Source organism: Clostridia bacterium (assembly GCA_036654455.1).
Taxonomy (GTDB): Bacteria; Bacillota; Clostridia; order Christensenellales; family CAG-314; genus JAVVRZ01.
Genome location: JAVVRZ010000002.1, coordinates 155,535 through 179,799, shown reverse-complemented (window position 1 = coordinate 179,799; position 24,265 = coordinate 155,535). Strand labels below are relative to the sequence as shown.

At 37.9% G+C, this 24,265-nt stretch carries 24 protein-coding genes and 1 riboswitch; of the genes, 15 read left to right on the top strand and 9 right to left on the bottom strand.

All coding sequences use genetic code 11. From position 1 onward, the window contains the following. Positions 1-3 precede the first annotated feature (3 nt). Complete coding sequence (locus RR062_02940; protein MEG2026667.1) at positions 4-456, bottom strand: hypothetical protein; 453 nt, start codon at positions 454-456, stop codon at positions 4-6. A 111-nt stretch (positions 457-567) separates the two neighbouring features. Further along, positions 568-762: riboswitch (cobalamin riboswitch) on the bottom strand. A 129-nt stretch (positions 763-891) separates the two neighbouring features. Between RR062_02940 and RR062_02935 the strand changes: the two genes are divergently transcribed. Then, complete coding sequence (locus tag RR062_02935; protein ID MEG2026666.1) at positions 892-2,235, top strand: MFS transporter; 1,344 nt, start codon at positions 892-894, stop codon at positions 2,233-2,235. Positions 2,236-2,482: 247 nt separating this feature from the next. Here RR062_02935 and RR062_02930 read toward each other — a convergent pair whose 3' ends face one another. Together RR062_02930 and metG are read right to left on the bottom strand one after the other, a co-directional pair. Continuing rightward, entirely contained in the window at positions 2,483-3,247 is a 765-nt protein-coding gene (locus tag RR062_02930) for a TatD family hydrolase (GenBank protein ID MEG2026665.1), read from the bottom strand. Between the two features lie 3 nt (positions 3,248-3,250). Further along, positions 3,251-4,816, bottom strand: coding sequence for a methionine--tRNA ligase (gene metG / locus RR062_02925; protein MEG2026664.1), 1,566 nt, complete (start codon positions 4,814-4,816; stop codon positions 3,251-3,253). A gap of 82 nt (positions 4,817-4,898) precedes the next feature. Between metG and RR062_02920 the strand changes: the two genes are divergently transcribed. The 9 genes from RR062_02920 to RR062_02880 all read left to right on the top strand — a co-directional run bounded on the left by RR062_02920 (position 4,899) and on the right by RR062_02880 (position 12,214). Then, complete coding sequence (locus RR062_02920) at positions 4,899-5,579, top strand: nucleoside recognition domain-containing protein (GenBank protein ID MEG2026663.1); 681 nt, start codon at positions 4,899-4,901, stop codon at positions 5,577-5,579. Then, positions 5,572-6,078: a spore maturation protein gene (locus tag RR062_02915; protein MEG2026662.1), complete on the top strand. Its 507-nt coding sequence runs from the start codon at positions 5,572-5,574 to the stop codon at positions 6,076-6,078. The genes RR062_02920 and RR062_02915 overlap by 8 nt, the downstream gene beginning before the upstream one ends. A gap of 220 nt (positions 6,079-6,298) precedes the next feature. Beyond that, complete coding sequence (locus RR062_02910; protein MEG2026661.1) at positions 6,299-7,687, top strand: pyruvate carboxylase subunit B; 1,389 nt, start codon at positions 6,299-6,301, stop codon at positions 7,685-7,687. Between the two features lie 10 nt (positions 7,688-7,697). Then, the gene (locus tag RR062_02905) at positions 7,698-8,090 is read left to right on the top strand and encodes an OadG family transporter subunit (GenBank protein MEG2026660.1); all 393 of its coding nucleotides are present in this window, start codon (positions 7,698-7,700) and stop codon (positions 8,088-8,090) included. A gap of 2 nt (positions 8,091-8,092) precedes the next feature. Next, positions 8,093-8,518 carry a biotin/lipoyl-containing protein gene (locus RR062_02900; GenBank protein ID MEG2026659.1) on the top strand — a complete coding sequence of 142 codons (426 nt, stop codon included), beginning with the start codon at positions 8,093-8,095 and terminating at the stop codon, positions 8,516-8,518. Positions 8,519-8,534: 16 nt separating this feature from the next. Continuing rightward, positions 8,535-9,704, top strand: coding sequence for a sodium ion-translocating decarboxylase subunit beta (locus RR062_02895; GenBank protein ID MEG2026658.1), 1,170 nt, complete (start codon positions 8,535-8,537; stop codon positions 9,702-9,704). Between the two features lie 11 nt (positions 9,705-9,715). Then, positions 9,716-10,474 carry a biotin--[acetyl-CoA-carboxylase] ligase gene (locus tag RR062_02890; protein MEG2026657.1) on the top strand — a complete coding sequence of 253 codons (759 nt, stop codon included), beginning with the start codon at positions 9,716-9,718 and terminating at the stop codon, positions 10,472-10,474. A gap of 256 nt (positions 10,475-10,730) precedes the next feature. Then, the gene (locus RR062_02885; protein MEG2026656.1) at positions 10,731-11,459 is read left to right on the top strand and encodes an acyl-CoA thioesterase; all 729 of its coding nucleotides are present in this window, start codon (positions 10,731-10,733) and stop codon (positions 11,457-11,459) included. 155 nt (positions 11,460-11,614) lie between these two features. Next, positions 11,615-12,214: an epoxyqueuosine reductase QueH gene (locus RR062_02880; GenBank protein ID MEG2026655.1), complete on the top strand. Its 600-nt coding sequence runs from the start codon at positions 11,615-11,617 to the stop codon at positions 12,212-12,214. Between the two features lie 235 nt (positions 12,215-12,449). Here the strand turns inward: RR062_02880 and RR062_02875 are convergent, their stop codons facing one another. After that, entirely contained in the window at positions 12,450-14,690 is a 2,241-nt protein-coding gene (locus RR062_02875; GenBank protein ID MEG2026654.1) for a U32 family peptidase, read from the bottom strand. Positions 14,691-14,772: 82 nt separating this feature from the next. Next, positions 14,773-15,468, bottom strand: a complete 696-nt coding sequence (locus tag RR062_02870; GenBank protein ID MEG2026653.1) for a JAB domain-containing protein — start codon at positions 15,466-15,468, stop codon at positions 14,773-14,775. Positions 15,469-15,628: 160 nt separating this feature from the next. Between RR062_02870 and RR062_02865 the strand changes: the two genes are divergently transcribed. Beyond that, positions 15,629-16,309 carry a GDSL-type esterase/lipase family protein gene (locus RR062_02865; protein ID MEG2026652.1) on the top strand — a complete coding sequence of 227 codons (681 nt, stop codon included), beginning with the start codon at positions 15,629-15,631 and terminating at the stop codon, positions 16,307-16,309. 151 nt (positions 16,310-16,460) lie between these two features. Here RR062_02865 and pdxS read toward each other — a convergent pair whose 3' ends face one another. Beyond that, positions 16,461-17,327, bottom strand: a complete 867-nt coding sequence (gene pdxS, locus RR062_02860) for a pyridoxal 5'-phosphate synthase lyase subunit PdxS (GenBank protein MEG2026651.1) — start codon at positions 17,325-17,327, stop codon at positions 16,461-16,463. Between the two features lie 128 nt (positions 17,328-17,455). On the opposite strand from pdxS, the gene RR062_02855 reads away from it, so the two are divergent. Beyond that, on the top strand, positions 17,456-18,826 hold the full coding sequence (locus RR062_02855; protein ID MEG2026650.1) for a PLP-dependent aminotransferase family protein: 1,371 nt from the start codon (positions 17,456-17,458) through the stop codon (positions 18,824-18,826). Positions 18,827-18,976: 150 nt separating this feature from the next. Here RR062_02855 and fabG read toward each other — a convergent pair whose 3' ends face one another. After that, complete coding sequence (gene fabG, locus RR062_02850) at positions 18,977-19,696, bottom strand: 3-oxoacyl-ACP reductase FabG (protein ID MEG2026649.1); 720 nt, start codon at positions 19,694-19,696, stop codon at positions 18,977-18,979. 45 nt (positions 19,697-19,741) lie between these two features. Continuing rightward, the gene (locus RR062_02845; GenBank protein MEG2026648.1) at positions 19,742-20,944 is read right to left on the bottom strand and encodes an acetyl-CoA C-acetyltransferase; all 1,203 of its coding nucleotides are present in this window, start codon (positions 20,942-20,944) and stop codon (positions 19,742-19,744) included. A gap of 197 nt (positions 20,945-21,141) precedes the next feature. Here RR062_02845 and RR062_02840 point away from each other — a divergent pair, with 197 nt between their 5' ends. Continuing rightward, entirely contained in the window at positions 21,142-21,894 is a 753-nt protein-coding gene (locus RR062_02840; GenBank protein MEG2026647.1) for a GNAT family N-acyltransferase, read from the top strand. A gap of 25 nt (positions 21,895-21,919) precedes the next feature. Next, the gene (locus RR062_02835; protein MEG2026646.1) at positions 21,920-22,789 is read left to right on the top strand and encodes a DegV family protein; all 870 of its coding nucleotides are present in this window, start codon (positions 21,920-21,922) and stop codon (positions 22,787-22,789) included. Between the two features lie 198 nt (positions 22,790-22,987). Here RR062_02835 and RR062_02830 read toward each other — a convergent pair whose 3' ends face one another. Beyond that, positions 22,988-23,677, bottom strand: coding sequence for an anaerobic ribonucleoside-triphosphate reductase activating protein (locus RR062_02830; GenBank protein ID MEG2026645.1), 690 nt, complete (start codon positions 23,675-23,677; stop codon positions 22,988-22,990). Positions 23,678-23,984: 307 nt separating this feature from the next. Here RR062_02830 and citD point away from each other — a divergent pair, with 307 nt between their 5' ends. Continuing rightward, positions 23,985-24,260: a citrate lyase acyl carrier protein gene (citD, locus tag RR062_02825; protein MEG2026644.1), complete on the top strand. Its 276-nt coding sequence runs from the start codon at positions 23,985-23,987 to the stop codon at positions 24,258-24,260. Positions 24,261-24,265 lie beyond the last annotated feature (5 nt).

Here is a 24,265-nt window from a genome sequence, read left to right as displayed (position 1 = left end):
TGTTTAGTAAGTTGCTAGAATAATATAATAAGTTGCGCCTTCAACTATTGGCAGTAGAGCAAATCCAACGTTAGACGAAAAGTATGTTTTTCCGTTTACTAGCGTGGTAATAGGTTGCCAGGTTATTGAGTCAAGTAACTTTAAAGAAGCGTCGTCAATATCGTGATATAATGCGATAAAAGTTCTACTTTGGGAAGAACTTTCTAGCTTGCATAGCTTAGTTACAAATGGCGAGAAAGTTGTACCGGTAAATTCGTAAGTTGTAATAATTTTGTTTTCTTTTAGTTCGAGCAAGGCTTCGTGCAATGTCCGTGTCTTAGTTTCTACCGCAAAGGTTTCTTCCCCAATAATAATGGTACATTTTACTGCTTCTTGGTTAAGACCTCCGCAACTTGCAAGGGCAAAGACTAGACAGAATAGAAGGACAATACTAAGCGCTTTTGTAATTTTTTTCATAAATAAACTCCTCTTTTTGTTAATATTTTGAGCTAAGAGGAGTTTAGTAAGTAGTTTTAGTTAAATTGTGGACAACTAAAAAAGACCGCCCTTGCTCCCTCCGAGCAACAACTTCGTAATTGATTTTTCGGCAGGTCTCCTGACTAATTGTCGCTTCAAACCAGTTTTTCTTGCCTTCTCGTAAAAAATTACAATGGCGTAACTAGAAAAATTGTATCGACATTACAGTAGCGGGGGCTGTTAAGGACTCTAACCTTATTCCCTATTATCGTTGGTGTTTCAACGACCGAAAAACATATTCAACTTTAATTATAGTAGCACTTTTAAAGGTCCTTGTCAACGTTTATTAGTCTTGCATAATCAATATTTATGCTCGATTTTACTTTACAATAATTGTTGATTAAGCTATTCTTAACTTAGATGTATAACTATAATATGAACAAAATTCCACGTATGTGGAACTTAAATTTTAACATCGTAGTAGTGGGCAGTTTTATCTCTATGATGGGGCATACTTGCGCAACGTTTGCGATTAGCTTGCTTACTTTTGACGCTACGGGTAGCGTTATGTTATTTGCTTTAATGCAGGTAGCTTCAATTTTACCTCGTATAATTGCGCCTATGATTGCCGGCACTTTTTTCGACCGTCATTCTCGACGCAAAGCAATACCTATGCTTGACTATTGTTATACTATAATTTTTGCAACCGTAACTTTGTTGCTTTACTTCAATAGCTTTGTTTATTGGATGTATATCGTCGTAGCTTTACTGCTAGGCAGTATCGACGGCACGTATATGGTAGCTTTTGACAGTCTTTTTCCGTTATTTGTAACTAATAATACGGCTCGCAAAGCGTATAGCATTAACAGTATGCTTATGCCGATAGCGTCGGTTATCACTTCGCCTTTAACCTTACTAGGTTACGACAGTATTGGGGCGACAAATATCTTTTTAGGGGCGACTATTCTTTTTGCGTTGACAGCTACGAGCGAATTATTTATTAGAGTAAGAGAACCTCACTTAATGTTAATTCGTCCGGCGGAACAAGCAAAGTTACCGCCCTCGCCTAAGGAGATTGAACTTTTTCAGCAAGGCGTAAATATTGTCGATACGTTGGAACGACATCAAAAACGCAACTTTTTCGCAGACTTTAAAGAGGGTATTAAATATATTTTTGGCGAGAAAGGTTTGCTTGCAATTACCATTTACTTTTTTGTAATCAGTCTTTGCGGGGCAGTGCAAAGCACGCTAATTTTACCATATTTTCGCAGTAATTACGAACTGATTATTAACGGAATCACCTTTAACGGCATGTGGGCGTACCTAATAATTTTCGGTTGTTCTACCATAGGGCGTATAGTTGGCGCAACCGTACAATATAAGGTTAAGTTTAATGAGGGCAAGAAGTTTAACGTTGCCGTATTTGTTTATATTTGCACAAACTGCATTTCAATAATAGTCTTTCATTTACCGCTTTATTTAATGGCGCTAACTATGTTTTTTGAAGGAGCGCTTGCCGTTACAAGCTACAATATCCGCATAAGTAGCACGCAAATTTATGTTCCCGACCAGAAACGCGGGCGATTTAATGGCGCATTTCTATTCTTTAATATGTTGGGTAGTATCTTAGGGCAGTTACTTGCCGGTTCGATAGGCGACCTCGGTTGGAGCGTTCCAATAATAATTAGCTGTGTGTTTGCCGTCAACCTGCTAAGCGTGTTTATAATAATTATTCCCGCAAGGAAACATATCAAACCAATTTATAATATTAACATTTAGTTGCGCAAGACCAAGTTAGCCCCAACATTTAATATTGCCAGTCGTACCGCCTTGTCAACAAGCGTAGTCAGGCTAGAATTATTTTGTATAAGCGTTTCGTTAATTTTTAACCTAAATATGACGTTCAAACATTCGCTTCGCCATTTACCAAAAAAATATAAATAATTATACTAAAAAAGAGCAAACGATAATTTGCTCTTTTTTGTTATAATCTTTGTCAAAACATTTATTAATTATTTTTCTATGTCTATTTAATTTTTTTAAATAGGATTTTTAGGTTTTGTTCGAGTTGAGTTTCAAGCTGGGAAGAAGTTAGTTGGTAAGCTTGGCTTAGTATAGGCAATACGTAGGAGATGTATTTTGGTTGGTTGAGCTTGCCTCGAAATGGAATTGGGGCAAGGTAAGGGGCGTCGGTTTCGGTTAAAATTTGCGTCAAAGGTATTTGTTTGATAACTTCGGGTTTATGTTTGGCAAAAGTGATTACTCCGCCAAAAGAGAAGTAGTAGCCTAGCTTTACAAGTTGGCTAGCTATTTCTGCGCTACCGCTAAAACAGTGAAACATAACGCCGTTATTTAAGTTGCCTTTGTATTGCGTAAGAATATCTAAGGCGTCCTGGTAAGCCTCTCTAATATGCAGTACTATTGGTAGTTTAAGTTGGTCGGCAAGTAGTATTTGACGAATGAATACTTCTTTTTGCGTAATTTTGTCGCTAAGCTCATAGTAGTAGTCTAACCCGATTTCGCCGATTGCAACAACTTTTGGATTGTTTGCAAGTTCGATAATTTTATTTTCAAAACTTTTGTCATAAGTTTTTGCGTCGTGGGGGTGACAGCCTAAGGCGCAATAAATTTCTTGATATTTTGTCGCAAGGGCAAGGCTTGACAGCGTAGTTTGGTAATCGCTTGCGCAATTTACGCAATAATTTATGTTGTCGGCTTTAAAATTTGCGATAATTTCTTCCCTTATGCCGTCAAATTTATCGTCGTCTAAGTGAACGTGAGCGTCAATCATTGCTTAAACGCCCAGCTTTTCTAGCTCTATCAACTCTTTTGAAATATTTATCCTTTCAAATAAGTTTTCGCCCTTGTTTACTGTCGAACTAGATAGATTGTAAAAGTCATTAAGACTGTCAAAATTGTCGGGAATAAGTCCTTGTCCTAGTTTATCATATATTTTTTGAGCCGTATCGGGAATAAACGGCGCAAGTAATACGGCGACGTATCTAATAGATTGACATAGATTATATAGCACAGTGTCAAGTCTAGGTTTATTTGACGGGTCTTTTGCAAGCGTCCAAGGGGCGGAATTGTCAATATATTTGTTTGCGCAGTTGACAAGTTTAAATATGCAAGCAATAGCTTCGGGTAAATTAGGTTTAGCCACCTGTTGCTCGACTTGCGCATAACAATTTTTAGCCGTAGTTATTAGTTCGTCGTCGAGTTCGTCAGCAAGATTATAGCGAGGAATTACGCCGTTATTGTATTGAGCGACCATAGCGGTTGTTCTTGAAACAAGATTGCCCAAGCTGTTGCATAAGTCGGCGTTAATTGAATTTAAAAATAGTTCGTTAGTAAAGTTGCCGTCGCTACCAAAAGGAATTTCTTTAAGTAGATAGTATCTTAAAGCGTCTACGCCGTATCTACTGCAAAGTACAACGGGGTCGACAACGTTACCTCTGCTTTTGCCCATTTTTGCCGAATTAAATAAAACCCAGCCGTGACCGAAAATTTGTTTGGGTAATGGTAAGTCTAACGCCATAAGTAGCGCAGGCCAAATTATGCAGTGGAACCGTACGATTTCTTTGCCGACAAGTTGAAGGTCGGGCGGAAAATATTTGTCAAATTGACTATGGTCGGGTTGAGAGTAACCAAGAGCCGACATATAGTTTACAAGGGCGTCAATCCAAACATAAACTACGTGTTTTTGGTCAAAGTCAACAGGAACTCCCCACGAAACCGAAGTTCTCGATACGCACAAATCTTTAAGTCCGGGCTTGATAAAGTTATTTACCATTTCGTTTTGTCGCGCAATCGGCGAGATTATATCGGGATTTTTTTGGTACAAGGCAAGTAGTTTGTCGGCATATTTAGACAGTTTAAAGAAGTAACTTTCTTCTTTTTCGAGGTGGACTTCTCTACCGCAGTCCGGGCATTTGCCATCAACTAATTGGCTCGTAGTCCAAAATGACTCGCAAGGGGTGCAGTAATTGCCCTCGTATTCGGCTTTGTAAAGTTCGCCTTTGTCGTAAAGTTGTCTAAACACTTTTTGAACGGTCTTAACGTGGTCGTCGTCGGTTGTGCGAATAATCTTTGTGTAACTAATATTGAGTAATTTCCATAATTCTTTAATTTTAATAAATAGTTCGTCAACAAACTCTTGCGGAGTTACCCCCTTAGAAACCGCCTTTTCCGCCACTTTTTGCCCGTGTTCGTCCGTTCCTGTCAAATAGAAGACGTCATAGCCCTGCATTCGTTTAAATCTTGCGATAGCGTCGCAAATAACAGTAGTGTAACAGTGTCCAATATGCAGTTTACCCGAGCTATAATAGATAGGCGTAGTGATGTAATAGGTAGGTTTCATTTTTTTACCGTCCTTTGCTAAATTTAAACAAATTATATCAATTTTGACAAATAATGTAAAGCAAGTTTTAGTATAATGATGTATGAATATAATTTGGGTAACTGTCATTTCAATTAGTATATTTTTGCTTTTAACCGGGGATATTTCGCTATTTCTTCCTAGCGTAGTCAATGCTTGCAAGGACTCGTTGACTCTTTGCGTTTCGCTTTGCGGAATTTACTGTTTTTGGTTAGGTATTTTTAATATTTTGCAAGAATCTAAGGTAGTTGACTTTATTTCTCGTTTGATTAAACCGTTAATTTGTAAAGTTTACGGTACGGTTAGCGAGGTTGCGTCGCAATATATTGCGCTTAATATTTCGGCAAATCTTTTGGGAGTTTCTAACGCTTCTACTCCGTCGGCGCTATCGGCAATTAAAGAAGTAACCAAAGACCAAGATAATAGTTTGCCGTTAACTTCCCGTTCGCCTTCAAGAGCGGTTGCTATGATATTTATAGTAAATGCAACTTCAATACAGTTATTGCCAAGCACGGTTATTTCTATGCGGTCAAGTTTTTCTAGCCTTTCGCCTGCCGACATAACTCTACCGACCTTAATTGCAACCTTAGTCACCACTTGTATAGGTATATGTCTAACAAGTTTGCTGTATAGAAATAGTACGACCAACCAAAAGTCAAATCAAGGTCAAAAGTCAAATCAAAAATTAAGCAAGCTAAGCAAAACGGCTAGCGACTCTAAAAAAGCGCAGGCAAATAATGGCTAATTACTTTATTCCTGTTTTAATAATTATTGTTTTAGTTATTTGTATTATTAAGAAGGTGTCGGCTTATAACGCTTTTGTAGAGGGCGCAAAACAATCGCTTTCGCTTTCCTTTTCGCTTTATCCTTATTTATCTGCAATATTTATTGCAGTAGCCCTTATGAAGGCGTCCGGACTAGACGTGTTGCTTACCGACTTAACTAGTCCGCTATTTAATCTTCTAGGCATTCCAACCGAGCTTGTCAATCTAATAATTTTGCGTCCTTTTACCGGAAGCGGGTCGTTAGCTCTACTTAGCGATATTTACGCTAAGTATGGGGTGGATAGTTACGTTTCAAGATGCGCTAGTATTATTATGGGCAGTACCGAAACGGTGTTTTACGTGTCGGCTCTTTACTTTGCGACCGCTCGTGTCGGTAGAACGGCAAAAGTTGTGCTTATAGCTCTGTTTTGCTCGTTTATAGGTTGTATTTTGGCTTGTTTGCTATGTAGAATTATGTAATTTCACAATAAAACAGCCTTTTTTAATTTATTTTTATATTTTTTTAAATATTATAATTTCTTTTACTTATACTAATTAAAAACTAAAAAAACATAAGATTTTTTACTTTTGAATGTTTTAAATATAAAAATATAAAGTTTATTTTTAATTTACTAAATAAGTGTTGCATTTGACAAAACACCTTGCTATAATATAGTGGGCAAGAATGGAGGACAAAAATATGAAAGAACAAAAAGTACAATTTACAGAAACTGTTTTGAGAGACGCTAACCAATCTTTGATAGCTACTCGCTTAGCCTTTGATGAATTTGAACCAATTTTGCAAACAATGGACAAGGCTAATTATTATTCTGTCGAATGTTGGGGCGGAGCGGTGTTTGACTGCTGTCTACGTTATCTAAGCGAAGACCCATGGGAGCGTCTTAGAAAGTTGCGTAAGGCTATGCCCAACACCAAATTACAAATGCTTTTGCGTGGGCAAAACCTACTTGGTTACAAGCATTACCCAGACGATGTGGTGCGTAAATTTGTGGCTAAGTCGGTTGACAACGGTATCGACATTATTCGTATATTTGATGCGCTCAACGACCCTCGCAATCTTGAAGTATCTATTAATGAAGCGCTTAAACGTAAAGCAATAGTCTCAGGCGCAATAAGTTACACTACTAGCCCGGTGCATACGCTTGAAAATTTTGCTAAATACGCTAAGCAACTAGAAGATATGGGCGTTAACTCAATTTGTATTAAAGATATGGCGGGCGTAATGAGTCCGTTTGAAGCTTACGACTTAGTTAAAGCTATTAAGTCGGCGGTTAAGTTGCCCGTTATTTTGCACACTCACTGCACAACCGGTCTTGCATTTATGACTTATTTAAAGGGAATTGAAGCCGGCGCAGATATTATAGACACTGCAACGTCAAGTTTTTCAGGCGGTAGCAGTCAACCAGCAACCGAAACGCTTGCTTACGCTCTTAAACAATTAGGTTATAAAGTAGACATAGACTTAGATTTACTTAAAAAAGTTAACGACCACTTCAAACCTATTCGTGACAAATATTTAGCTAGCGGTTCGCTCAACCCTCGTATGATGGCGACGGACACAGACGCCCTTGTATATAAAGTACCCGGCGGAATGTTAAGCAACCTAGTAGCTCAATTAAAGTCGCAGAATTCGCTTGATAAGCTCGACTTGGTGCTAGAAGAAACGCCTAAGGTTCGCAAAGACTTAGGGTATCCGCCACTTGTTACGCCAATGTCGCAAATGGTTGGCGTTCAAGCCGCTAGTAACGTTTTGTTAGGCGAACGTTACAAGAGTATTAGCAAAGAAGTCAAGGCGTATGTTCGTGGCGAATATGGTCTTTCTCCGGCTCCCATCGACGCAGAGCTTGAAGCAAAGGCGCTTGCAGGCGAAACAAAAATTACCACACGTTTTGCCGACACTTTGCCCGACGAATTTGAAAAGACTGCAAAACAACTCGGTAAGACTGCTCGAAACGAAGAAGACGTGCTTAGTTACATTTTATTCCCCGCAGTTGCGCAAAAATTCTTTGAAGAAAGGGAAGAAAGGGAGAGTCGCACAGTTACTTACAGTATCACTCGCATAGAGTAGGGAGGTTACTATGACTAGCTTATTATTATTTGAAGAAATATCGCTTGGCAATATTGCATTACTTTCTTTGGTTGGTATGGCGTTAATTATAGCCGTGCTTGCCCTACTAATGTATGCGATTAAGCTTATGGCTCTTTTACTTAAAGACCGCAAACCCGCAACCGATTCGGCAACGCAAACAAATCAATCGGCAACGCAAACAAATCTAGACGTTGTTAACGCCCAACCGACTCTTACCACAACTACCGAACAAACACCGGGTGGCATAGGCGTAGGAAGCGTTAAACTATATGATTGCGAAGAACAAGACGCCGCATTAATTATGGCGATAGTAGCCGATACAAGCGAAATACCAGTTCAAGAATTACAATTTGTCAGTATCAAACGTGTCAAAGGAGAATAATTATGATTTATAATATTAATCTTAACGGTAAGACCTATGAAGTCGAAGTTAATAGAGGCGTAGCGAGCGTACTTTCGGTAAAGCAAGCCGAAACGTTAACAATCGCCCCGCAACAAACCGCCCCAGTAGTAGCTCCCGTAGCGGTAGCCCCAGTGGTAGCTCCCGTAGCAACGCCCGTTGTAGCGGTAGCCCCTGTTGCAGCAGCTTCTAGCGGAGCAACCTTAGTTAGTTCGCCTCTACCGGGAACGCTAGTAGACGTTAAAGTGACTACGGGTCAAAGCGTAAAAAAGGGTCAATGCGTTGCTGTAATTGAGGCTATGAAGATGGAAAATGAAATATCCGCCTCTCGTGACGGCGTAATCGGCAAGATTTTCTTAACTAAGGGCGTGCAAATCTCAATAGGAGCTCCAATTCTAGAAATTCTATAATAGACAAGGAGTTAATATGGACATAATTGAAATTTTTAAAAACTTGTGGTTAACTAGCGGTTTTGCCACAATGGATTATAGACAAGCCATAATGATTGTTATAGCTGGCTTGTTGCTTTTCTTAGGAATAGCTAAGAAATTTGAACCCTTGCTCTTAGTGGGCATAGCTATTGGTATGCTACTTACAAATTTACCTAACTCCAACGTATATACGCCCTCTCTTTGGGCAGGTAGCGGTAAAATTGATTATGTTAAAGTTCTTAACGACGGCGGATTACTTGACATTATGTATATCGGCGTTAAGACCGGACTTTACCCTTGTTTGATATTTATAGGCATAGGCGCTATGACCGACTTTGGGCCGTTAATTTCCGCCCCTCGCAATTTGCTTTTAGGCGCTGCGGCTCAACTAGGTATTTACATAGCTTTGTTTTTGGCTGTTGCGTTAGGTTTTACGGGAGCGCAAGCCGCTTCAATAGGCATTATCGGCGGAGCTGACGGACCTACGGCAATTTGGCTAACCAAATCTCTTGCGCCGGAGTTACTTGGTCCTATCGCCATTGCGGCATATTCCTATATGGCGTTAATACCCCTTATACAACCACCCTTTATGAGATTGCTTACCACCAAAAAAGAACGTCTTATTGTAATGGAGCAAACTCGTGAAGTCACTAAGAAAGAGAAGATAATATTCCCTATTATGGTTATTATTCTAACTTGTCTATTACTTCCAAGCGTAGCTCCCTTGCTAGGTAGCTTGATGTTTGGCAACTTAATGCGTGAATCCGGCGTTATGGCAAGACTTAGCGACACGGCGCAAAATTCTTTAATGAATATTGTAACAATCTTTTTAGGTTTATCGGTTGGCGCTACGGCTCAATACGCAACGTTTTTACAATTAAAGACAATCGAGATTATTTTACTCGGGCTACTTGCCTTTATCGGTTCAACCTGCGGAGGGTTACTACTTGGCAAACTTATGTGCGTAATTACTAAGGGCAAGATTAATCCTTTGATAGGCGCTGCCGGCGTTTCGGCTGTTCCTATGGCTGCAAGAGTGGTCAATAGCGAAGGCAGAAGGGCAAACCCCGACAACTACTTGCTTATGCACGCAATGGGACCTAACGTTGCCGGCGTAATAGGCTCGGCAGTTGCGGCAGGCTTTTTAATGGCAATATTTGGATAATAAACAAATCTATGCGTAAATTTTTTCTTAACAATTTAAAAGACAAGCAAGGTATATCTTTACCTTGCTTTTTTTATTCGAGCCTATCTAGCACAATGACGCAGGCTAAACAACTTGCTTTAAGCGGTGTTACTTGCGGTTGCGTAATTGCAAATAAACAAACAGGCGGTAGGGGTAGGTTCGACCGAACCTTCCTTTCTAAGCGTGGCAAGGGTATTTATCTTACTTTTTTTTCAACTTGGCAAGATTGCTCGACCCTACCTATTCTTAGCGGACTTGTTTCGCTTGCCGTACAAGAATTGCTTAGCGAGCTAGATATTGTTTCTTCAATTAAATGGCCTAATGATTTGCTGATAGACGGCAAAAAAATATGCGGTGTTTTATGTGAAAGCATAGATTGTGGACAAAGAATAGTTTTGTTAGGCGTAGGCGTCAATGTCAATTACGTTAGCAAAGATTTGGCAGTTTTGCCCAACAGGGCTACAAGTATAAGAATACTTTTAGGCAAACGCTATAATACTTTGCTTTTAGCCGAGCGACTAACTCAAAAGATTGCAAGTTTGGTAAATAATTTTGACCTAGTTAAAGATAAATTTAGACAAGATTATATTGCTAGCTGTATAACGCTAGGCAAGACCGTATCTTTTACGGAAAACGAAGTAAATTTAGTCGGCACAGCCGTCAGCTTGACAAGCGAGCTTGCCTTAGTCATTAAGGTAGGCAATCAAGAACATATTCTTAACTATGGCGAGATTAATTTGCAAACTTAAACATACAGGGCTTTTTACCATAGTTTAAGCTTTGTTACCCTAGCTAATATTGTTAAATTAGGTCTAAATTTTGTTAAATACAAACCATAACTTATTAAATTTCAGTCTAAGGTCTACTAAGAGTAAAATAACTTATCAATTTTTGCATAACACAGCGTAATTACGGTTATACATTATAAGTTTCACCAAACTTTTTAGCAAACTTGTCAAAATAGTGATATAATTATATCAATAATAATTAAGAAGGTTGTAGATAATGTACGCAAGCCAGTTTGTTGTGTTTCTTCACGACGTAGATAAAAATTTTATAGCTCGCCCAAGCTCGATTGTGCGGTATATGCAGGAAGCTACTAATCAACAAATGCGAGACCAACGTCCAAGTTATCAAGAATTGTTTAACAACGGTTACGCTTTTATATTAAGCCGATTTAATCTCAATATTTATCACCCTATGGCGATTAACGATGTTTTAACGGTAAAAGTTTGGGCTAGTTTTTCGGGTAGCGTAACGTATATTCGTTCCTATGTAATTGAACGGGACAATGTCGTTTGCGCTGAGGCTAGCGGTATCTGGGTTCTTTTAGAAATAGCCAAGAATAGATTTGTACCTTTTGGAGAGGTAGATTTATCTAATTACTCGACTTATCCGCCTCTACAAACCACTCTTTCTCGCCGTATAACCTTGCCTAACGCTCAATTTAGTAAGGTTGGGCAAGTCAACGTTATGTATGGGCAGATTGATTGTAACGGGCATCTTAACAACACCAATTACGCCGATATGCTGTATCATTTTTGTGTCGACCGAGATTTATTTAACCCTATCGAAATGACCTTTCACTATATTGCCGAAGCGCCCCTTAATAGTCCTATTGATATTTATTCGTACTCGGTTGAAAAAGGCGATGTCAAGACTTACTATTTCAAAACTTTTGTAGCTGACAAACCTAATGTCGTAGCCGAATTTGTCCTACGCAAAAAACAATAAACAAAGTAAAGAGCAAAACAAAAGAACGCAAAAAACAATAAACAAAGTAAAGAACAAGACAAAACAAGTAAGTAAAATACAAAAATTAGCAAGGCAAAAATTGACGGTTACATAGGCAAAAACAAAAAATTAAAGAGGCTAAGTTTTTTTAAAAAATGAACAAAATTAATTATCAAAATATTCTACTTAAAACTATTTCCAAGTTGACGACAAGACCGAAGTTGCTACTTCATTCTTGTTGCGCCCCTTGTACAAGCGCAGTTATAGAGAGTCTTGTAGACCACTTTGACATCACGTTATATTTTTACAATCCTAATATATTACCGCAAGAAGAATACTTGCTTAGACTAACCTGTCTACAAAAATTTATAATTGAGTTTAACCTTGCTAACAATAGTCAAGTCAAGCTTGTCGTACCCGAATACGACCAAAGCCAATACTTTTCTACCGTTGCCGATATCAAGCAGGAAAAAGAAGGGGGGAGCCGTTGCCAAGCTTGCTTAACGCTTAGACTTGCAAATTCCGCTAAGTATGCAAGCAAATATGGTTTTGATTATTTCTGCACTACTCTTACCGTTTCGCCCTATAAAAATTCTACCTTAATTAATCAGTTAGGCATTACGTTAGGTCAAGAGAATAACGTAAATTTTTTGTGTAGCGACTTTGCTAAAAACGACGGATATAAGCGCAGTTGCGAACTTTCTAAGCAGTACGGTCTTTATCGTCAACATTATTGCGGTTGTAATTTAGATTAGTTTTACAGCCTAATTAGCAAATTTTTAAATAGAACTTTTACTTATTTTTTTATTTATGCAAGTTAATTTTTATATATAAAATTGCTAAAAAAATTACAAAACCAAAAAAAGTTTTGTAATTTTTTATATATTTATTAGTACTTTTTTTAATTAGATATGTTGAGGTAAGAAACAGTAAATTTGTATATATTTCCTTATTAGCTAACAAATATGCGTTTTAGAGGCTCTCATTTGCCTACTGTACGCCTTTATTACTGTGTCCTCTTGTGTAGCTACCCATAATGTTTGTCAGCTGTGCGGGGGAGTCAAGGCAAGAAATTACCTTAGCTTTTAGACTTTTTTCAATGCCGACTAGGTTAACAATTCTATTTCCATTTTGCCTATAAAGTAAATTTGAGCAATTATATAGCGTAAATCTGCATTGAGAAATTTCATATCTTCGCAAAATATTTATTCTTTTATCTTTGTCAATTAGCGTGTGAAATTCGTTTTTAGCGCAATTTACACAGTCCTTACCCAGAGGGCAATAGGCAAATTGCATTATTTCTAAGCTACCGATATTTTGAATAAAAGCGTCGCTAACGGCGTCTTTAATTTTTTGGCTTTCTTCAAGATTTAATTCGTTTGATAACGATATATATTTCGCACTTTCTTTTAAGTATTTTGCCGAAATAGTATTAAAGATATTATAGCCAAATCCGCAAAAAAGTTGTTTGCCTAAGCGTTTGCTAAGTTCTATTCCATAGTAACCTTGAACAAATATCCCCTCAAAATTGTCGATTATTTTTTCAATAACGGCTATGTCTTTGCTTGTTAGAAAGTTAGGAAGGTAGAGATATCTTTGTTTGCCACAAGTATTATTTATAAATTTAGCAAGTTTGTCTTTGTCCTTATAATTATTGGGGAAATATACTGCGATGTCGTAGTTGTCGTAACCTTCAAATTCGTCGTCGATTACCGCAGTTAAACTAGATAAAATTGTGTTTAATTTGCCCATTTCTATCAAATTTAAATTTTGCGTAGGCGCTATTTCTTTCAGTCTTTCAGCCTTATTAACGTTGCCTAACTTTTCAAATAGCGTTAAATACGCAAGGCGCCTTAGCTCGTTAAGTTTAGAAGTCGGCATAAACACGTTGTCTAACTTTTCGATTACAATTTTTGGGTTAAAGGGATAGTCTTGTGTTTTTGAAAAACAAGTTGATAAACTTAGCTCAGTCAGTTGTTGATTTTGGGCTTGTTCAAGAATTTGTCCTTCTACCGTAATTATTGTGTCGCCATAAGAAAGGCTTACTTTTGATTGTTTGTTTATTTCAAAGTCGATTACGCAAGTTATGTCAATTTTTTTAGTTAAGCTTGGGCAAAGGGTAGTTTTAATCAGTCTTACCGAATCGCCAAACTTAATGTCGCCGTTATATTTAATTATTAAGTCGTTTGTTTGTTGCAAAAAGACGCCTGTTCCGCTTTCTTTGCCTTGACGAAGTAGTTTAAAGCAATCGTTAGTTTTAAATTTTTCTTTTGTAGAAATTACGCAAAAATTGCCGACTTTACTAACCAACCCTATTTCTCGTCCTATATGTCCTTGCGAAAGGTGAGCAAACAAATCTTTATTTTGCCCAAAAGCTAGCCCTTTGGTATATTCGCCTCTGCAATAACAACTTTGCATATCTAGATAAGCCTGTTTAGCGTCAAGTCCACGCATAATACAAGAGTAGTATTTTGCGCTAGAAGCGACATAGTCAACGCCTCTAAGCCTGCCCTCGATTTTAAAACTTTTTACGCCGATATTTGCAAACTTTTCTATATCTTCTCCTACCGATAAGTCCGCAAGGCTTAACGCATAGTTAGGCGGGCTATTATCTAGGCTGTATAATTGTCGGCACGGTTGTTTGCATAGACCTCTGTTACCGCTATTTCCGCCTACAACGCTACTAAATAAGCATTGACCTGATATTGAAGAACATAGAGCGCCTTGCGTAAATACTTCGGTGTCGATAATTTTAGTCATTAGAGCAAGTTCTTCAATAGGTGTTTCTCTTGCGACGATTATTCGATTAAAGCCCATAGCCTTTGCTAATTTTGCCCCCTCGACGTTACAAGTTCCGCCCTGCGTAGATAGATGTAGGCTTATATTCGGGCAAAGTTTAGCAATTTCCTTTGCTAAAAAAATATCTTGTACGATAAAAGCGTCTACGCCTTTTTGATACGCCTGCCTTGCAAGTTCAAGATATTGACTTACTTCGGTGTCTTTTATTAAGGTGTTAAGCGTTATATAGATTTTTACGCCTAAGTTGTGAGCATAACAAAGGTAGTAATCTAGATTATCAATATCGAAGTTTGTGGCTTTTTGTCGCGCGGAAAATTGCGTAAGCCCAAGATAGATTGCGTCTGCGCCATTATTTATTGCAGAAAAGAAGGCAAGTTTATCGCCTGCGGGGCAAAGCAATTCGCAATTAGAGTATTGAGGTAATTTGTTCAATGTGTCGTACTTCCATTAAATATTTTTCAGTTAAAGGTAATTAACGCTTATGCTTTAACATTTTGCTATATTAAAGTAATCGTTATAGTTTGGCTAGAATTTGTCTAAATTCGTCTAGTAGCCCGTTTGCATAAAAACTAAACGAACCGTCTATGCCAAAAATTGTATGTTCGACTAAGGCTACGTCAAGAGCGTTTAAAGCTATAAATAGCCTGCGGGTAAAAGAAATATCTTTTTGGCTAGGCGCGCAGTTTCCAAGCAAGTGAGAGTGCGCCACAAAGACTTTTACTGCGCCGACATTAAGTATCTTTTCTATCAATTCCTTAAAATTGACTATAACTTGATGTTGATTGTCGCTCTTATATTCGTATTTTCCCACAATTTTGCACGAACTGTCAAGGCATACTACAAACAAACATTCGTTTTTGCTGTTATCAAGCATATAGCGTGAGTAATCGTATATGTCGGCGGTAGAGAGTATAGCTAGGTCGTCTTTTTTAGATAGGTAGTAGTATTCGAGGAATTCGCCAATAAATTTGATGTTGATTGCGGTAACTCTGTTTATGCCGTCTATTTGCATAAGGTTAGGTACGGGCGCATTGAATATTGCGGTAAGGTTGCCAAATTTTTCAAGAAGGTCGTCGGCAATTTCAGTTACATTTTTGTAGGGGATAAGCATCATTAACATCATTTCGACAACGCTGTGCGGTTTAAAGTTTTTAAGCCCTTCGCTAAGAAATCTTGCCCTTACTCTTTCTCTATGACCTTGGTGATTCATTTCTTATTCTCCTAAGTTAGTAAAACTACTTATTACACTATCACAATAGCGTAGATAAGTAAATATCTTAGATAAAAAATTGATTAATATTTTAATTGCTATTGCGTAAAGTCGGGTTTTGCTATATAATAAAAGAATGAATTTTTAGTGGGGGTAACTTATGAACGTTTTAAATATTGTCTTGGTTTCCGCTTTTGGTTTTTGTTTAATCTTGCTTATAGTTTATTTGTGCGTAATCAAAAGTATGGAAGTCAATCGTGCAAATTCTTATAATTTAATCAACAAATCTGCTAAAAAGGGGGAAATTGTGTTCTTCGGCGACTCCTTGACCGACTTTTTTCCGCTTCAAGAGTTTATCGACGTGCCAACAATTTACAATCGTGGTATTGCCGGCAACACCACGGCAAACCTACTTGCAAGGCTAGATAATGTTATAGGTTTACAGCCCTCAAAGCTATTTCTTCAAATTGGCACAAACGACCTTTCGCAAGGCAAGAAGCCTGCGTTTATTGTAGCGAATATTAAAAAAATAGTCGACCAAATTAAACTTGCTTGCCCAAACATTAAGGTTTATGTAATCTCAACTTATCCAATAAGAAGAAGGAAGAATCTTTGGGCGCATATTGTATGCGGTTTAAGAACAATTAATAAATTACAAAAGATTAACGCTCTATTAGAAAAATTGTGTAAAGAAGAAGGTTTGAGCTACATTAATATGTGGGACACTCTTTGCGACGAAAAGAATATTTGCAAGAAAGAATACACCGTAGAAGGGCTACATATTACTATACTCGGTTATTGCGCTATTACTCAGGTGCTTAGACCATATATCGAAGAATAATTTTTTTAAGGTTTAAGGCTATTTGCAAGATATTATTATATTACGCCAACAATAAATTATAAGGTCGTAGATATTTTTCTACGACCTTACTTGTTTATAATTTAAACGATTATATTTAATTACTAGCTTTTGTTAAACTTTATATTATTTTTTACCGTTCAGCCATAAGAATAGCTATTTCGCTTTCGTTGATTCCCACCATAGCTTCTCCTAAATTTGAGGACAATTCGGCGATTAGTTTAGCGTCCTTGAAATTTGCTACGGCTTGAACTATGGCTTTTGCCCTTAAACTGGGGTTGCCGGACTTAAATATTCCGCTACCTACAAATACGCCCTCTGCGCCTAATTGCATCATAAGAGCTGCGTCTGCCGGAGTTGCAACTCCGCCTGCTGAAAAACTAACTACGGGTAGTTTGCCGGTTGAATGCACTTGAAGAAGTAGTTCATAGGGGGCAAGCAATTCTTTGGCAAGGTCAAACAGTTCGTCACGACTTGCTACGACTACTTGTTTAATTTGCGAATTTATTTTTCTTAAATGTCTTACGGCTTGTATAACGTCGCCTGTACCTGCCTCGCCTTTTGTGCGTATCATAGAAGCGCCCTCGCTAATTCTTCTTAACGCCTCGCCTAAATCTCTCGCACCGCATACAAAGGGAGCTTCAAACTGTGTCTTGTCAACGTGATTGCTGTCGTCGGCTGGCGAAAGAACTTCGCTTTCGTCGATAAAATCAATGCCGATAGCTTGTAATATTTGAGCTTCTACGAAGTGTCCTATGCGACATTTCGCCATTACCGGAATAGTTACGGCAGATTGTATTTCTCTAATCATCTTCGGGTCGCTCATTCGGGAAACTCCGCCAACCGCTCTAATGTCGGCTGGTATTCTTTCAAGCGCCATTACCGCTACTGCGCCTGCTTCTTGGGCTAGAATAGCTTGCTCTTTGGTAGTTACGTCCATAATAACTCCGCCTCTAAGCTGTTCGGCTAATTTTTTGTTAAATAATTGTTTTTGATTCATATTTTGCTCCTTGACATATATTTTTTCTTTTAGTATAATACATTAATGGTATTAATCAAATACCCATTTCGATTATATTTTATAATACCAGATTAGATATTTTAGTTAAATTAATCAGGAGAGAAAAAATGTTAACTTACGACATCGAGCTGAGAAAAGATAAATCGCTTTATATGTATTTGTACGAATGTATTAAAGACGATATAACAAGCGGAAAATTAATCGCAGGGCAAAAGTTACCCTCTAAACGAGAACTTAGCGAACGTTTAAAAGTAAGCGTTATGACAGTACAGAACGCTTACGCCGAACTACTCGAACAAGGATATATAAAGAGTTTGTTAAGAAAAGGCTATTTTGTCGAGCAAGTTGAGTTTATTAAAATTGCATCAGTTCCCTTTGTCAGCTCAAAAAAACAAGAAAAAGTTGGCTTTGCCGTAGATTTTTCGGCAAACTCAATTAGTCAAGACAAATTTCCTTTTTCTGTGTGGTCAAGACAAATAAGGGAAACATTAAGCGAAGGCAAGGGTCTTGAAGCCCCTTGCCTCGAAGGCTGTTTTGCTTTGCGAAACGCAATCGCCAAATTGCTCTATCGTATGCGAGGTATTAACGTCGAAGAAAAGCAAATTTTTATAGGCGCAGGCAGTCAACATTTTTACAATACGCTTTCAAAATTTTTTAAGGGTAGCGTCTTTGCATTAGAAGAACCCGGCTATTTAAATATAGGCAAATCTTACGAGCTTGAAGGCATAACGTGCAAACACATCAGTCTTGACGGCGACGGAATTAACTTGCAAGAACTAATCGCAAGCAAGGCAAATATAGCCCATATCAGCCCAAACCATCACTTTCCAACAGGCATAGTTATGTCTATTAAGCGAAGAACCGAACTGCTTAACTGGGCAAACCAACAATCTAACCGTTATATAATAGAGGACGACTACGACAGCGAATTTCGTCACGTAGGGAAAATTATTCCTACTCTACAAAGCATAGACAATTTCGGCAAAGTAATCTATATGAACACTTTTACCAAGACTATTTCGCCCTCGCTTAGAATAAGTTTTATGGCTCTGCCTCAACAGCTTGTAGAAAAGTATCAAGCGTTATTTAACTTTTATTCGTGTTCGGTGTCAAGCTTTGAACAGCTTGCGCTAGCTAAATTTATTGATAAAGGATATTTTGAACAGCATATAAATCGAATGAGAAAAATTTATAAGGCAAAACGAGATGGTATTATTAATATAATCAAAGATATTTTTAAGCAGAAGGTAACTATTACCGAGCAGAACTCAGGGCTTCACTTCATAATTAGGCTCAGTACCGCTTTAAGCGACCAAGAGGTAATTAGTAAGGCAAGTTACTGCGGTATTAGATTAGTTGCCGTTAGCAGTTTTTATCATAATTTGCCTAAGCTAGAACACGAATTTATAATTAATTACTCTTGTCTAGAATTAGACAAGGCAAGAGCGACGTTATCAAATTTATCTAAATATGTTTAAGGGTATATTAATTGTAGTAAAAAGTCAGTTAACCTACTTATTAAAAAAAATTATATAAACAAGATAAAAAATGTAAAACAAAACTAAAAAAATAGAGTTAAAAATTAATTTAACTCTATTTTTATTTGTTTAAATGTTAATTTGCTAGAATTATAGACGCATACCGCCGTTTACGCTTAGTAATTGAGCGGTTACGTAAGACGAATCGTCGCTAGCTAGGAACAATGCGGCTTTTGCAATTTCGATAGGTTGACCAAGTCTGCCTAACATTGTCAAACTTGCAAATTTATCGAGTAAATCTTGCGGAACAGTCTTTAACATATCGGTTAAGGTGTAGCCGGGAGCGATAGCGTTTACACGAACGTTTGCGCCCTTACGTGCAAATTCTTTTGCCCAAGTCTTGGTTAAACCAATTACGCCTGCCTTTGTAGCTGCATAATTTGCTTGACCGATGTTACCGTATTCGCCAACTACCGAAGAAATGTTGATAATACTGCCATAATTGTTAGCTTCCATTTGCGGTCCAATTAGTCTTGTTAAATTGAATACGCCGGTTAGGTTAACACTAATTACAAGATTCCACATTTCGTCTGTCATCTTGCGTGTCATACCATCACGAGTGATACCTGCGTTGTTTACAAGAATGTCAATTTTGCCGTATTTGCCCATTACATAGTCAAAGCACTCTTTGCAGTTTGCGCTGTCGGCTACGTTAAGTTTATAACCCTCAACATTAGGGTTTGAATAAGTTAAGTCCATTACGTCGCAAGCTATTACCTTAGCGCCTTCTTCTGCGAACAACTCTGCCATAGCTTGACCAAGACCTTTTGCGCCTCCCGTAACGATGGCGACTTTACCGTTTAGTTTCATATAGACCTCCATAGATTAATAATTTTTTAAATTAGTTTAGTTGTATTAGATTTTTTTAACTATCATAGCTTCGCCCATACCGCCACCTATACATAGCGAGGCAAGCCCGACTTGTTTATCGCTTGAAAGTAGTTCGTAAATAAGGGTTACCAATATGCGACTGCCCGACGCTCCAACAGGGTGACCAAGAGCGATAGCTCCGCCGTTGATATTTGTCCTTGACATAAGTTTGGTTCTATCAATCTTGTGTTCTTCGACAAGTTCGGCGATAACGCCCAAAGATTGAGCTGCAAAAGCTTCGTTAAGTTCGATTAATTCCATTTGATCAAGAGTCATATTTGCATTCTTCAAGACTTGTCTAATTGCGGGAACAGGACCTAGCCCCATTACTTGTGGGTCAACTCCGCCTTGACCAACGCTGACTATCTCTACAAGAGGCGTAAGATTATATTCTTTAACCGCTTGTTCGCTTGCTACCATTACAAAGGCTGCGCCGTCGTTAATACCCGAAGCGTTGCCGGCAGTAACCGAGCCTGCCTTGTCAAATGCGGGACGAAGATTAGCAAGTTTTTCAGGCGTTGAAGTGCGATTTGGGTGTTCGTCACGAGCAAAAACATATTCGCTCTTTTTCTCTTTAATTGTGATAGGAACTATTTCTTTGTCAAATACTCCGCCGTCTACGGCTTTAATTGCTTTTTGTTGCGATTGATATGCAAAGTCATCTTGCATTTTACGAGTAATATTGTGTTTTTTAGCGATGTTTTCGGCGGTGATTCCCATGTGTACGCCCGAATAAGCATCGGTTAAAGCGTCAAATATCATGTGGTCTACTATATTAAAGTCTCCCATCTTAGTGCCTGTTCTAACCGAACAAGGAATAAGCATAGGAGCACGTGACATAGATTCTGCGCCACCTGCAATTATGCAGTTAGCAAGCCCTGCTTTAATTTGCGCATAAGCGTTACTTATGGCTTTAAGACCGCTACCACAAACCATACTTACGGCATACGCCGGTACGGTATCGGGAATTCCCGCCTTGATTGCAACTTGTCTGCCAACGCCTTGTCCTTGTCCTGCGCTTAGCACGTTGCCCACGATTACTTCGTCAATTACTGAAGCGCTAATACTTGTATCTGCAAGAAGTTGTCTAACTACAATAGCGCCGAGTTCGCTTGCAGGTAAACTTTTTAAACCGCCGAGCATACTTCCAACAGCCGTTCTTTTTGCGCCTACAATAAAGATTTTCATTACATTTCCCCCTAATATTATTTATATCTACATTTTAACACATTATATTTTTGTAGTCAAACTCAAAGCCGTGAAAATTGTGTGAGTATTGCTTTCCTAATAATAAATATTTATGTCAAGGGACTTGTATTAAAGGTTTTTTGCTGTTATAATTAAATACCGAAGATAGGCGCTAAATAAATAACAAAGAGGTAATAATGCAAGATTATACAGTTAAAAATTTAGGGTTTACGCTCAAACTTGCGCAGACCATAGACGAGCTAACCCAAGCTCAGGAGCTACGATACAAGTACTTATTACTTTCATTTAACGCAACACGCACCGACATTTTAACCGATAACTGCGAACAAGACAAGTATTGCGACCACCTCATTGTAATTGACGATAACTCCGGCAAAGTCGTCGGCACGTATAGACTTCTTACTCATTGTAATTGCGTTAAATACAATATCGATTACTTTACCAAGCTGGAATTTAATTTGGGCAAGATATATCACGAACAAAATATTATGGAGGTAGGTAGAGCTGTCGTGCACCCCGATTACCGCAATAGTATTGTGCTTAAATTGTTGTGGACTGGGCTTATGGAATACAGCAAATACTACGGCATACGCTATTTGTTTGGCACGGCAAGCTACCATAGTCAAGATGTCGAACTGTATAAAAATTCGCTATCAAATTTCTATTATAATAATTTGGTTAGCCCGCAATTTTTAGTCGACGCCTTATATCCATCTTTTGCCTTGCCTCGGCTTGCAAGACAAGACATAGATTTGCAAAAGGCTAAGCAAGAAACTCCTCCGTTAATCAGGGCTTACGCCGCCTTAGGCGCAAAGATAAGCAATCAAGTTTATATAGATAGCGTGTTTAATTGCATTGACATATTTATACTATTTGATTTAGATAATATGAATAGACCTCTGCTCAAACGAATGTTTGGCATAGAATAATATAATAAAGGAGAATTTTTTAAGTATGGCGACAAGATATTTTTGCGACACCGATTGCGAGCTTTGGTACACCGATGTCGAAGAATTAGGCATCAATGTAATCAAGATGCCGTATGTTTTAGACGGCAAAGAGTATTTATATGACTTCGGCAAAGAAACCGACTTTGACAACTTTTACAAAAGAATTCGTGAGGGCGCTACGCCCACAACGATAGCTCTTAATGAATATATCTACACAGACTATTTTGAACCGATTTTTGCTAAGGGGGAAGATATTTTTTACATCGCCTTTTCTTCGCAAATGTCAGCAACATTTGACTTTATGCACAAGGCGGTAGACAAACTGCTGTTAAAGTATCCCGAACGTAAATTTACTTATTTTGATACTTTATCTATTTCAATAGGCGCAGGCATACAAGTTTATTACGCAATGAAACTTAAAAATAGCGGGGCAAGCGACCAAGAAGTTTTAGAGTTTTTGCAACATTTTACCAAAGAAGTTAAGACTTTCTTCTCGGTAGACGACTTACACCACCTTAAACGTGGAGGTAGACTTTCTTCAACCGCCGCAACGCTAGGCACTTTCTTTAATCTTAAACCAATAATAAAAGTCAACGAATTAGGTAAACTTCAAGTTATGAATAAGGTTAGAGGCAACAAGATGGTTGCTCGTCACCTAGCCGAACAAGTAGGCAAGTATGCGACTAATCTTGACAAATATGACGTTTGGGTAATGCACGCCGATTGTTTGAGTAGGGCGGAAGAACTTAAAGCGTTAGTCGAGCAAGCAACGCAGGGCAAAGCAAACGTAAGGACGATTATTGTTGGACCTGTAATAGGCGCTCATTGCGGAGCAGGCACGCTTGCAGTAATCTTCCCAAGCGATTGTAGATAATACTAAATAATATTTAATTGTCAACAAACAAAAATAGAGAGATAATTTCTCTCTATTTTTTTGTTTATAAGATTATTTAAATTAAGTCAACTATCTTGTCTACGCTACCGTCGGCGTTACTTGTCAAGCAAGATTTGTAAAAACTAATCAACCGCTTGTCGTTATAGGTTTTTAGCGTTACTGGTAATATGAAGACTATTAGTAGCCCCTTAGTAGTACTTCTTTAATTGAAGTTTTTAATAAGTCGGCGTAAGTTTGGGCGGTATCTTTATCAATGGGGCAAAGAGTGGTGTCTATACAATTTTCATTGCCGACAAATTGTTGCAAGCAATATTTCTTTGCGCCTTTAATTAATTTAGAAATATCTAGCATATCTTGCTCGGTATGGAATTGCTTAACTAGCGTTGTTCTAAATTCGTAATTTACCGCATTAGAAAGTAAGATATCTATGCTTTCTTTAATTTTTAGCGTGTCTACATTTTTTACGCCACAAGTTTGAGGATATTTTTCAAGACTGTTTTTGATGTCCATAGCTACGTAATCGACAAGGTTGTTTTTTATCAAGTCAAGTAGCATAGTCGGGTTTGCGCCGTTTGTATCAAGTTTGACAATATAACCTAGCTCTTTTACGCTAGCGATAAATTCCGGCAAATCTTTGTTTAGCGTAGGCTCGCCTCCGGTTATACAAACTGCGTCAAGCAAATGTTTGCGTTTCTTTAAATAGTCAAAAATATAGGTTGTATCAATTTTGTTTAAGTCCTTGCCTTGCACAAGCGAAGAATTGTGACAAAAAGGACAAGCAAAATTACAGCCCGCCGTAAACAAAGTACAAGTCGTGTAAGAGTCAAAATCCACAAGGGATAATTTTTCCATTCCATAAATATTCATATTATTATTTTACCACAAATTAATATAATTTGCAAAATATTTTGGGTTTTACTTGCAAAATATTAAAGGTTTAAACTAGGCTAATTTAATTTAAAAAATATAGTCAATGCAATTCTACGTGTCTGTGAAAAATAGCTGAAAATATGTAAAAATGAGCAAATAGGTTGAAAAATATGTTATAGAAGGGTTGAAATAAAAGGCAAAGTAGACTATAATAGATTCGCTGGTTTAAATTTGTCGATATTAACCAAATCTTATAAGAAAATAAAAAATATTATCAACTATTATAAATAAATGGAGATAAAAAATGAAAAAATCATCTGCCGGCACACTCGAATCAGGCGATATTTACATTGAAATTGCGCCTGTTGCTACAAGTGGAATTAGCATTAAGCTTGATAGCATTGTTGCCCATCAATTTGGTAAGAAAATTAAAAGCGTTATCTCGTCTACTCTCAAAGAAATGGGCGTTGACGGCGTGCAAGTAGTTGCGACCGATAAAGGGGCGCTTGACTGCACTATCAAAGCAAGGGTTCAAGCCGCAGTATTGCGTGGCGACGATAAATCTTGCTTTAAGTGGTAGGGGGA

Excerpts from the sequence above, each read along its gene's own strand:
- RR062_02830 (MEG2026645.1), bottom strand. The coding sequence starts at position 23,677 with ATGAATATTTATGGAATGGAAAAATTATCCCTTGTGGATTTTGACTCT.
- RR062_02880 (MEG2026655.1), top strand. The coding sequence starts at position 11,615 with ATGAACAAAATTAATTATCAAAATATTCTACTTAAAACTATTTCCAAG.
- RR062_02910 (MEG2026661.1), top strand. The coding sequence starts at position 6,299 with ATGAAAGAACAAAAAGTACAATTTACAGAAACTGTTTTGAGAGACGCT.
- RR062_02855 (MEG2026650.1), top strand. The coding sequence starts at position 17,456 with ATGTTAACTTACGACATCGAGCTGAGAAAAGATAAATCGCTTTATATG.
- RR062_02920 (MEG2026663.1), top strand. The coding sequence starts at position 4,899 with ATGAATATAATTTGGGTAACTGTCATTTCAATTAGTATATTTTTGCTT.
- RR062_02865 (MEG2026652.1), top strand. The coding sequence starts at position 15,629 with ATGAACGTTTTAAATATTGTCTTGGTTTCCGCTTTTGGTTTTTGTTTA.
- RR062_02940 (MEG2026667.1), bottom strand. The coding sequence starts at position 456 with ATGAAAAAAATTACAAAAGCGCTTAGTATTGTCCTTCTATTCTGTCTA.
- citD (MEG2026644.1), top strand. The coding sequence starts at position 23,985 with ATGAAAAAATCATCTGCCGGCACACTCGAATCAGGCGATATTTACATT.
- RR062_02930 (MEG2026665.1), bottom strand. The coding sequence starts at position 3,247 with ATGATTGACGCTCACGTTCACTTAGACGACGATAAATTTGACGGCATA.
- RR062_02935 (MEG2026666.1), top strand. The coding sequence starts at position 892 with ATGAACAAAATTCCACGTATGTGGAACTTAAATTTTAACATCGTAGTA.
- RR062_02895 (MEG2026658.1), top strand. The coding sequence starts at position 8,535 with ATGGACATAATTGAAATTTTTAAAAACTTGTGGTTAACTAGCGGTTTT.
- RR062_02900 (MEG2026659.1), top strand. The coding sequence starts at position 8,093 with ATGATTTATAATATTAATCTTAACGGTAAGACCTATGAAGTCGAAGTT.
- RR062_02905 (MEG2026660.1), top strand. The coding sequence starts at position 7,698 with ATGACTAGCTTATTATTATTTGAAGAAATATCGCTTGGCAATATTGCA.
- RR062_02915 (MEG2026662.1), top strand. The coding sequence starts at position 5,572 with ATGGCTAATTACTTTATTCCTGTTTTAATAATTATTGTTTTAGTTATT.
- RR062_02835 (MEG2026646.1), top strand. The coding sequence starts at position 21,920 with ATGGCGACAAGATATTTTTGCGACACCGATTGCGAGCTTTGGTACACC.
- pdxS (MEG2026651.1), bottom strand. The coding sequence starts at position 17,327 with ATGAATCAAAAACAATTATTTAACAAAAAATTAGCCGAACAGCTTAGA.
- fabG (MEG2026649.1), bottom strand. The coding sequence starts at position 19,696 with ATGAAACTAAACGGTAAAGTCGCCATCGTTACGGGAGGCGCAAAAGGT.
- metG (MEG2026664.1), bottom strand. The coding sequence starts at position 4,816 with ATGAAACCTACCTATTACATCACTACGCCTATCTATTATAGCTCGGGT.
- RR062_02870 (MEG2026653.1), bottom strand. The coding sequence starts at position 15,468 with ATGAATCACCAAGGTCATAGAGAAAGAGTAAGGGCAAGATTTCTTAGC.
- RR062_02840 (MEG2026647.1), top strand. The coding sequence starts at position 21,142 with ATGCAAGATTATACAGTTAAAAATTTAGGGTTTACGCTCAAACTTGCG.
- RR062_02885 (MEG2026656.1), top strand. The coding sequence starts at position 10,731 with ATGTACGCAAGCCAGTTTGTTGTGTTTCTTCACGACGTAGATAAAAAT.
- RR062_02890 (MEG2026657.1), top strand. The coding sequence starts at position 9,716 with ATGCGTAAATTTTTTCTTAACAATTTAAAAGACAAGCAAGGTATATCT.
- RR062_02845 (MEG2026648.1), bottom strand. The coding sequence starts at position 20,944 with ATGAAAATCTTTATTGTAGGCGCAAAAAGAACGGCTGTTGGAAGTATG.